The sequence below is a fragment of the Bacillota bacterium genome (assembly GCA_036504675.1).
Taxonomy (GTDB): Bacteria; Bacillota; Sulfobacillia; order JAJYWN01; family JAJZPE01; genus DASXUT01.
In genome coordinates this window covers 1-8,508 of sequence record DASXUT010000148.1, presented here as the reverse complement: position 1 = coordinate 8,508, position 8,508 = coordinate 1, and the positions used below count along the sequence as shown (strand labels likewise).

The 8,508-nt window shown below is 64.3% G+C and carries 10 protein-coding genes, 1 tRNA gene and 1 pseudogene; all 12 read right to left on the bottom strand.

Translation table 11 applies throughout. The annotated features are described in order from the left end of the window. A partial coding sequence (locus VGL40_11085) for a ribonuclease HI family protein (protein HEY3315803.1) occupies positions 1 to 380 on the bottom strand: 380 nt, incomplete at its 3' end. Between the two features lie 94 nt (positions 381 to 474). Further along, positions 475 to 1,200: a class I SAM-dependent methyltransferase gene (locus tag VGL40_11080; protein ID HEY3315802.1), complete on the bottom strand. Its 726-nt coding sequence runs from the start codon at positions 1,198 to 1,200 to the stop codon at positions 475 to 477. Between the two features lie 93 nt (positions 1,201 to 1,293). Continuing rightward, positions 1,294 to 1,797, bottom strand: a complete 504-nt coding sequence (locus VGL40_11075) for a DUF2892 domain-containing protein (GenBank protein ID HEY3315801.1) — start codon at positions 1,795 to 1,797, stop codon at positions 1,294 to 1,296. A gap of 222 nt (positions 1,798 to 2,019) precedes the next feature. Next, a complete protein-coding gene (locus tag VGL40_11070) occupies positions 2,020 to 2,445 on the bottom strand; it encodes a PadR family transcriptional regulator (GenBank protein ID HEY3315800.1) in 426 nt (141 codons plus the stop codon). A gap of 250 nt (positions 2,446 to 2,695) precedes the next feature. Next, positions 2,696 to 2,768: transfer RNA gene (locus VGL40_11065), tRNA-Ile, on the bottom strand. Between the two features lie 151 nt (positions 2,769 to 2,919). Then, the gene (locus VGL40_11060) at positions 2,920 to 4,053 is read right to left on the bottom strand and encodes a hypothetical protein (protein ID HEY3315799.1); all 1,134 of its coding nucleotides are present in this window, start codon (positions 4,051 to 4,053) and stop codon (positions 2,920 to 2,922) included. A gap of 103 nt (positions 4,054 to 4,156) precedes the next feature. Then, positions 4,157 to 4,906 carry a flavin reductase gene (locus VGL40_11055; protein HEY3315798.1) on the bottom strand — a complete coding sequence of 250 codons (750 nt, stop codon included), beginning with the start codon at positions 4,904 to 4,906 and terminating at the stop codon, positions 4,157 to 4,159. Further along, entirely contained in the window at positions 4,899 to 6,104 is a 1,206-nt protein-coding gene (locus VGL40_11050) for a flavodoxin domain-containing protein (protein HEY3315797.1), read from the bottom strand. Before VGL40_11050 ends, VGL40_11055 begins: the two co-directional genes overlap by 8 nt. Before the next feature lie 34 nt (positions 6,105 to 6,138). Continuing rightward, positions 6,139 to 6,513, bottom strand: coding sequence for a desulfoferrodoxin (locus tag VGL40_11045; protein ID HEY3315796.1), 375 nt, complete (start codon positions 6,511 to 6,513; stop codon positions 6,139 to 6,141). 37 nt (positions 6,514 to 6,550) lie between these two features. After that, on the bottom strand, positions 6,551 to 7,123 hold the full coding sequence (locus VGL40_11040) for a rubrerythrin family protein (GenBank protein HEY3315795.1): 573 nt from the start codon (positions 7,121 to 7,123) through the stop codon (positions 6,551 to 6,553). A 29-nt stretch (positions 7,124 to 7,152) separates the two neighbouring features. After that, entirely contained in the window at positions 7,153 to 7,593 is a 441-nt protein-coding gene (locus VGL40_11035; protein HEY3315794.1) for a transcriptional repressor, read from the bottom strand. A 748-nt stretch (positions 7,594 to 8,341) separates the two neighbouring features. Then, positions 8,342 to 8,508 (bottom strand): annotated as a pseudogene (locus VGL40_11030) (IS5/IS1182 family transposase).

Sequence of the window (8,508 nt, the reverse complement as noted above, 5' to 3'; positions counted from 1 at the left end):
ACATGGACGAACCTGGTCGGTAGCTTCATGGCGAGGACCCTGGCCCGTCCGTGGAGAGGTATGAGCCCCTCGTTCCTTACTTGATACTCGCCCTTCATCTGCTTGATGAGCAACTCGCTGTTCGATCGGACCTCGATCGCCGTGGCCCCGGCGGCGATGGCTTCCTCGAGGCCGCGCAGGAGGGCCAGGTATTCGGCGACGTTGTTGGTGGCCTGTCCGATGTAGACCCCGACTTGAAAGAAGGGATGGGGGTCGGGCGGCTGAGCCGGCGCTTCCCGGTCGAATAGGGCCACGCCGATGGCCGCCGGCCCTGGGTTGTGGCGGGACCCACCGTCGGTGTAGACGACGACGGGGCGAGCCGGACGTCCCTCACTGGTCAAGGCTTCTCCTCCCCGCGGGCCCTTCCTACGGCCCATCTCAGCTTAACAGAAAGGCGGGCGTTTGACCAGAGTCGGGAGGTCGGACAAGGCCCGCTCAGAGACGGCACAGGACCTCGCGCAGGCCGTCGGCGATGCGCCCGTAGCGCTCGCGGACCTCGGCCGCCCGCGCCGTACGGCCGGCCGTCAACTGGCCCAGGGCCGTCTGGAACTCGGCCAGCATGGCCTGGACGTGCCGCTTCAACAAGGGATGTCTCTTCTTCAGCAGGACCGGCCCGACGAAGTCCAGCACCTCCTGGCTCAGGCCGAGCCCGTCGGCCTGAGGCGCCTGGCTTCCCGTCCTTGGCTCGGCCACGATCACCTCGTAGAGCCTCCCCACATCCTCGACCAAGTCTTCGTCGGCGATCTTCAGCCCGTTCTCATCGAGCCAGCGGCGCAAGACTTCGGCCCCGATCATCGGCTGGAGGATGAACCGTTCGACGCTCCAGCGCACGGCCGGGTCGAGGTCGAGGATCTTGCAGGTCAACGCGCCGCCCAGCCCGGCCAGAACGACGACGTCGGCCTCGCCTGGGGTCAGCGGGCTCAGACCGCTGCCGCGACGCAGCTCGACCCGGTCGCCGACCCCGGCCGCCGCGACATTGACAGCGGCCGCCGCCAGCGGACCGGGTTTGGGGTCGACCCCGATGGCCCGCGGCGAGCGGCCGCTCGAAACAAGATAGATCGGTAGAAAGGCATGGTCGGTGCCGATGTCGGCGACCACGCTGCCCTGGGGAACGTTATCGGCAATGCACTGCAACCGGGGGGGCAGGGTGATGGCGGCCACGGCGGACCTCCGTCCGAGTTCATCGGCCGGTCGCTTTGCTCCGCGCCGGCCGATGAAGAGTTCTACGCCGGCTCGGCCGCCTCCTACCCCGGTTCAGCCGTCCTTGTCGCTGTCCCCGCCCCGGCCCTGGATGCCGCCGGAGAAGGCGTCGACCTCGTCCTTGCCTTGCTGATCGGACTTGCCGGTCCGGGCTTGGAGGTGCCCCTCAGAGCCCACTGTGCTGATGGGCTCGCGGTGAGGCTGCCCACCCTCGGCGCCCTGCCCGGACTGGCCTTGGCCCCGCCCGCCACGGTCGCCTTGCGAGCCGGATTGGCCGGGTTTCGGGCCACCGCCGGTATACCGGGGCGGGGCGGTCTGTTCGCCGAATGGTTTGGCCCCACCACGGCTGCCGAACCACATGTTCCAGGCGGCAGACAGCGGGCAGGTCCTGGTATAGGCGGAAAGGATGGATTCGATGCCACCGATGAAGAAGGCCCCGGCCCAGAACCCCCGGACCAACCGGAAGAGCGGCAGGGCCAGGAGAACGATGCCGATGACCGTACGCGTGACGACCCCGCTGCTGCTGACGTTCCCCACGACCCCTGAACGGTTGGCCATTTGTGCGACTCCCCCTGTGGACGCCTGATGATCGCGGCCGTCAAGCGGCTCGCGGCCGACTTGGCCTGAAGTAAGCAGCCGGCTCTATCAGTATTCGCCGATTGGCGGTCGTCGACTCGGATCAGCCCCGGAGCAGGCGCCAATCCGTCTGGTCGTCGAGGTGGTTCAGGTGACGCAGCATCTTTTGCAGCCAGCGCCGCTCAAGGCGACGGGTCTCGGAAGTCAGCTCAAGCACCCGACGCCGAAGGGGACCGCGCACCGCCGACACCCGTGATTCCTGAGGAAGGCGAGCCGGCGTCGCAGGAGCGAGCCTTGCTGCGAGCGTGTCAGGTGGCCGAAAAAGGCCAGAATGACGAAATACCGGGCGGCGTTGGACACATCCGCCGGGCGCCGGCGTCGCAGGCGTTCGAGGAATTCCGCCTCGCCGGCCGCGGTCAGGGAGAGGACGACCCGCGGGGCGCTGGTCTTCCCAGCCGAAGGCGGGTGGCGCTCGAGCAAGCCTTTTGCCTCCAGGCGACCAATGGCCGGATACAGGGCGCCGTCGCTGACCGGACGGTAAGCACCCGTGACCCATCCGACCTTGCCCTTCAGCTCGTAGCCGTGAACCGGGCCGTCTTTCAAGAGACCGAGGATAGCCAGTTCGAGCATTTTCACTCACCCCTGGGCAATCAAGGACCGGGGCCCCGGAGCGGTACCGGGCTTTCGGCGCCTCCTGTCGGGCACCTGCCTTCTCGCGCGATTTTCACAGGGCGTACATCGTTTCGAGGTTGTGGCGGCATGCCGATGTTGGACTTTATGCCCAGCTATGATTGGGTTTCACGACGCTCGTGACAATTTTCTCTGGAATGGTCAAATAAGAAAAGGGCCCGGGGACAACCCCCCGGGCCTTCGCGACTTGTGGGCCCACCTGGATTTGAACCAGGGACCAACCGGTTATGAGCCGGTAGCTCTAACCACTGAGCTATGGGCCCGCGCCGGCTGATGAATCACCCGCGCCGGCTGATGAATCGATTGAAACACTCTAAATTATAGCACACGACCATGTTACGTCAAGAAAACGGAAGAAAGGGCCGTCCGCGGCAAGAGCGGCGGCCGCCGGGTCGTGCGTGTCGGGTCCGAGTCCTATTGGCTCCGTTCAGGCAGCGATTTCAGGAACTCAACCAGATCGTTCTTCTCTGCTTCGGTCAGGTTCAACCCGAAATGCTTGTCGTAGTGATTGACCACGTCTTTTAGAGTCTTGGCGCTGCCGTCATGGAAGTAGGGCGCGGTTATCCATACCCCGCGCAGTTGGGGAACCTTGTAGGTTCCGTCCTTGAACACGGGTGAGTCGGCGTGGGCCGGATCGGTCCCGACCTCGGTCGGCTTGACCTTCTGGTTGTTGGTGTAGAGCGGAGGGGTGTGGCAACGGGCGCAACGGGCCTTGCCCATGAACAGGACCTTGCCCCTGGCCGCCATGGCCGGGTCGTATGAGCCGGGCTTGGGGAACGGGGGCTCGAGGGTCTCCAGGTAGGTCACCAGAGCCGGCATCTTCGGTCCAATGAAGTCGATCCCGTCACCGAGATCCTTGTTGACAATCCCCCATTTGGCCGGGGGAACGAACTCGCCGTTGCCGTGAGCGACGATGTCCATGGTGAAATGGCTGCGCTCGGCGGCGCTGTCGAAGGTCCCGTTGAAGTTGAACCACTTGATGCCCTTGGTGCCGAAGGCCGCTTCCATCTTGGCCGGGTTGTTGATGTTGTCTTCAGCCTCATTGGCGGAAGTAATGTCCAGACGTCCGGGGCCCCAGCTGAGGAAGACCGATCGCTGGGCCCGGCTGATGGTCGGCGACAGGGCCAGGATGGTGCCGAGCTTCAGGCGGTGGTTGGGGACGCCGTCGAGCCGCTCTCCTTTCTCGTTGACCACGCTGTGGCAAAGGGCGCAGGTGACGCCGAAGCGGGTCTTGCCGTCTTTCCCGACCTTGGGCTCGAGGCCGACGATCTTGCCCTCCCGGTCGGTCATGACCCCCAGGGTCTTCTCGCGGATCGGCGCCGGAATCCGAACCAGCAGCCAGAATGGCAACTTCAGGTCGTCGGTGAAGAAGTATTCGTCACCATACGTCTCGTACCGGAAGATTTCGCGGCCCTGCTCCACGGCGGAGGTCGTTCCCGTCGGGGCCGGCAGCGGCTTCATCGCCACGCCTCGGAAACGCCCGCGGGCCGGGGGCCACATCAGCCAGGCCCCGGCGGCCAAGACCAAGACCACAAGGGCCACGGTCATCCAAACGGCTCTTGTCCTGCTGGTGCTGCTCAAGATTAAACCCGCCCCTTTCCGGAACCCGGTGCTAGGGTCCCAAGGACGGAGGCGGGTTATCCTTGCTGCCTCACTGCGGAGAGAATTGATCCTTGGCCGCCCCGCAGACCGGGCATTTCCAGTCGGGCGGGAGGCTCTCGAAGGGGGTGCCCGGCGGGATGTCGCCGTCCGGATCGCCGGCGGCCGGGTCGTAGACGTAACCGCAGACACCGCAGACGTACTTCTTCATCGCCGACCCGGGCTTCGCCTCGGCCGGCTTCGCCTCGGCCTCGGGGGCGTGATAGGTCGGGGCGTTCTTGGGCGCCCGGCCCTTCTTGTTCTCCTGATAGAAGGCATAGGTCATCGGCTTTCCCTGGCGCAGGACCTCGGCGGCGACGACCTGGCCGACAAAGATGGTGTGGGTGCCGACGTCGAGCTTGTCGACGACCTTGGCCTCGATGATCGAGATGGCGTTCTCGGTGATCACCGGGCAGCCGGTCGCCCCTTGACGATACGGTACTTGCGACACCTTGTCGACCTCGCGCCCGGTCTTGAAGCCGAAGAGCCCGATGAACTCCATGGGCGTCGTCTCGTCGAGGCAGGAAACGGCCAAGGTGCCGCTCCTGGCGATGTATTCGTGGGTCAGGTTGCTGCGGTTGATGCTCACGGCGATCCGCGCCGGCTCCGCCGTCACCTGAAAGACGGTGTTGGCGATCTGCCCATTGAGCTTGTCCCCGTCGTGGGAGGTCACGACATACAGCCCGTAAGCGATGCTCCACAGGGCCTTCGAGTTGATCTCCGATTTGGCGCCCTCGGGCTTGGCAGCGTTCTCATCACCCATGGCCAACGACCTCCTTCAACTTCTCGGCCACCTGAATGCCCAGGTCGCGGCACTGGTTCAGGGCCTCATCGCCGGGGACGTGCCTGACCTTGAGGCCGTCCCCGACCGGCTCGACCTTCATCTCGCCAAGGATGTCCTTGAGCTGGCCGACCGCCTCGCCGCTCCAACCATAGGAGCCGAAGGCCGTGCCCATCAGGTTCCTCGGCTTCAGGCCGCGCAGGTAGGTCATCACGTCGGCCACTTTCGGCAGCATGTTGTTGTTGAGCGTCGGCGAGCCGACCAGCAGGGCACCGGCTCCGAGCAACTCGGTGACGATGTCGCTGCGGTGGGTGGCGTCGACCGGGAGGAGCCTGGCGTCGACCCCACCGGCGGCCAATCCCTCGGCGATGGCCTTGGCCATGGCCGCGGTGCTCTGCCACATCGTCCCGTACGTGACGATGGCCTTGTTGCCGGGCTTCTGGGCCGCCCAGCGGCCCCACATCCCGACGATCGTCTGGGGATCCCGCCGCCAGATCGGCCCGTGGTCAGGGGCGATCACCTTGAAGTCCAGGCCGAGCCGGCCGACCTTCTCCAGGAGCTTGACCACCAGCGGCGCATAGGGCATGAGGATGTTGGCGAAGTACTTGGCCGCCTGGTACTCCCAATCGACGACCTCATCGTCGAAGCGACCGGTCGAGGCCAGGTACATCCCGAAGGCGTCGCTGGAGAAAAGGACGCCGTCGCCGGCCAGGTAGGTGAACATGCTGTCCGGCCAGTGGAGCATCCGGGTCTCGATGGCCGTCAGCTCGAGGTTCCCCAGGCTCAGCTTGTCCCCATCCTTGAGGGGCTCGATCTCCCGGCCCAGCCGGAAGTGCTCGCCGAGGACCTTGACCCCCATCACCGAGGCGAAGACCCGCTTCGGCTGGACCGCCTGGATGACCGCCGGGAGCGACCCGGAGTGGTCCATCTCAGCGTGGTTGGACACGACGTACTCGATGTTTGACGGGTCGGTCACCGAGGAGATGCGGGTCAGGAGCTCGTCGACGAAGGGGGCCTTGACCGTGTCGACGAGGGTGATCCTGTCGGCCATGATGAGGTAAGCGTTGTAGGTCGACCCGCGCTCGGTGGAATAGCCGTGGAAGTCGCGGATCCCCCAGTCAACGGCCCCGACCCAGTAGACGTGGTCGGAGACCTTGACGGCTTTGAATGGTTTCGGCATTTCGGGCCCTCCGTTCAGGCGGTTTTCGGCCGGTTCACCCTTTCCAGAGGCCGTGGAGGTTGCACAGGGCGCGGCCGGTCACCTCGGGGGCGTCGATCTGGAAGACGGCCTCGGGGGCTTCGCCCGGCTTGAGGAACCGGCGATAAGCTTTGCCGTCAGCGATGATTTCAATCCACTCGATGAAGTGCTTCTCCTCCATCGGGTGGGCCACCGCGCCGATCTTGACCTTGAACCCGTCGGCGGTCTTCTCGACCACCGGGACGTGCTTCTCCCTGGAGGCGTCGACGGTGTTCTCGACGAGGAGCTTCATCGGCTGGCCGCAGCAGACCAGCTGACCCTGGCCCGCCCGGATCATCTCCACCGTGTTCCCGCAGATCTGGCACTGATGAATCTCGAGGACCGTGGTCATCTCGGGTTCCTCCTTCTCGGGCTTACCGGTTCTCGGGCTACCAGTTCTCGGCCAGCAGTTCGAAGTGGGCCTGGGGATGGTCGCAGGCCGGGCAGCGCTCCGGGGCTTCCTTGCCCTTGTGGACATAGCCGCAGTTCCGGCACCGCCAGGCGACGACCCCGTCCTTCTTGAAGGCCTTCCCCGCCTTGATGTTCTCGAGGAACCCGAGATAGCGCCGTTCGTGCTGTTTCTCGGCGACGCCGATGGCCCGGAAGATCTTGGCGATGTCGCTGAAGCCCTCTTCCTCGGCGACCTTGGCGAACGCCGGGTACATCTCTTCCCACTCGTGGTGCTCACCGCCCGCCGAGGCCTGCAGGTTCTCGGCGGTCGAGCCGACGACGCCGGCCGGGAAGCCGGCCTGGAGCATCACTTCGCCGCCCTCGAGCAGCTTGAAGAGCCGCTTGGCGTGCTCCTTCTCCTGGTTGGCGGTCTCCTCGAAGGCCTCAGCGATCTGCATGAAGCCGTCGCTCCTGGCCTGGCTGGCGAAATAGGTATAGCGGTTGCGGGCCTGCGATTCACCGGCAAAAGCGGTCAGGATGTTCTTCTCGGTCTTCGAGCCTTTGAGTTCCACGGTTTTCCCCTCCTGATGGTTTGATATGTTCAGTCGGCCCTCACGGGGGCCTTCTCGCGAGCCTTGGCTTGCTCTTTCTGGCACTTCGGGCAGAGGCCCAGGAACTTCAATCGATACCCGAAGACCTCGTAACCGGTCTCTCGCCTAACCTTCTCCTCCATGCCCTCCAACTCATCGAGGCTGAAGTCGAGGTCCTCGACCTTGCCGCAGTTGAGGCAACGGACGTGGTAGTGGGTGGCCGGCTCGCCGTCGAAGCGCTTTTGGGTCCCGGCCAGCTCGAGGGTCTGGATCTCGCCGGCGTCCGACAGCAACTCGAGGTTGCGATAAACGGTCCCCAGGCTGATGCGCGGGAGCTTCTTCTTGACCATCTCGTAGACTTCGTCGGCGGTCGGGTGGCTCTTGACCTTGCGCAGCTCCTCCAGGATGACCTGGCGCTGCTTCGTCTTCCTTGACGCCGTCTTGGGTCTCAAACGGTCACCGCCTTCCCGGAGCTTGTGGCCTTGGCTGTCGGTCTCGGCTTCCTGGTCTTGACTGGTGGGCTTGGCTCGAAGCCTTGGCTCACCTTGGCTCACGGGTCGTGGGGTTCAGCTGACTGGGCTGTACTCTGCCTTATCGCTAATAGTAATCGTTCCTGTTACTGATAATATCCAAGAGTCGTTCGTTTGTCAAGACCCTCCGGGGAGTATTTTTGCCGGGGCCGTTGTGAGGTGACACTGAAGTTCGCGCTAGGGAAATCCTAGTCTGCGCCACGGACACTCGTGTTTGCACTGACTGCCCAGAAGGGGGGTATCATCAACCGCCGGAAAAATGGGGTCCAGAAACGTCAAGGAATCTAGCCGGCATCAGGCCGGGGTCCCTCAGTGTTAAACCAGTAGGCCCTGGATGCGGCTCCTTATCCCAGGCAAATTCTTATGGGACAGCTGCCTCGCCGAATATGCCAGACCGACCTACCTGGTCAGATTCTCCGTCCTCCCGGCGGACGAAAAGGAGCGTTTGGGGGGCCGCTTATGTGGGGGTGAAGACGTATAAAGCATTGGCGGCCCGAAATGGAATACCCGTTCTACCAGGACTCAAAGGAACCTGTCGACAGTCGTCGAAGGGTAAGGCATCCGCAGAGAATCAGGGCGGTCGTCCCCGAATGCAGCTTAAGCAGCCCTCTCGCTGGAGAGGGCTGCTCCGTTAGGTCCACATCCAGCATCAAGCGGACATTGCCGGTTTCGTCACCTCTGCCGCCGCAATGACCTGGCTCTTCGCATCTACTGCAGCCTGGCCGTTATACCCTTGCACAAACGATTTGTCCGACCGCATGATCCGGGAGTCGGGATCGGTGAAGTTCCGCTGGTCTGGTCTTTGGCCTTGCGCTTCTTCTTGCCCCCTCCCCGTGG

Bases quoted from the DNA above. Each gene is read 5' to 3' on its own strand.
- VGL40_11075 (HEY3315801.1), bottom strand. From the start codon at position 1,797: ATGGCCAACCGTTCAGGGGTCGTGGGGAACGTCAGCAGCAGCGGGGTC.
- VGL40_11070 (HEY3315800.1), bottom strand. From the start codon at position 2,445: ATGCTCGAACTGGCTATCCTCGGTCTCTTGAAAGACGGCCCGGTTCAC.
- VGL40_11060 (HEY3315799.1), bottom strand. From the start codon at position 4,053: ATGACCGTGGCCCTTGTGGTCTTGGTCTTGGCCGCCGGGGCCTGGCTG.
- VGL40_11055 (HEY3315798.1), bottom strand. From the start codon at position 4,906: ATGGGTGATGAGAACGCTGCCAAGCCCGAGGGCGCCAAATCGGAGATC.
- VGL40_11050 (HEY3315797.1), bottom strand. From the start codon at position 6,104: ATGCCGAAACCATTCAAAGCCGTCAAGGTCTCCGACCACGTCTACTGG.
- VGL40_11045 (HEY3315796.1), bottom strand. From the start codon at position 6,513: ATGACCACGGTCCTCGAGATTCATCAGTGCCAGATCTGCGGGAACACG.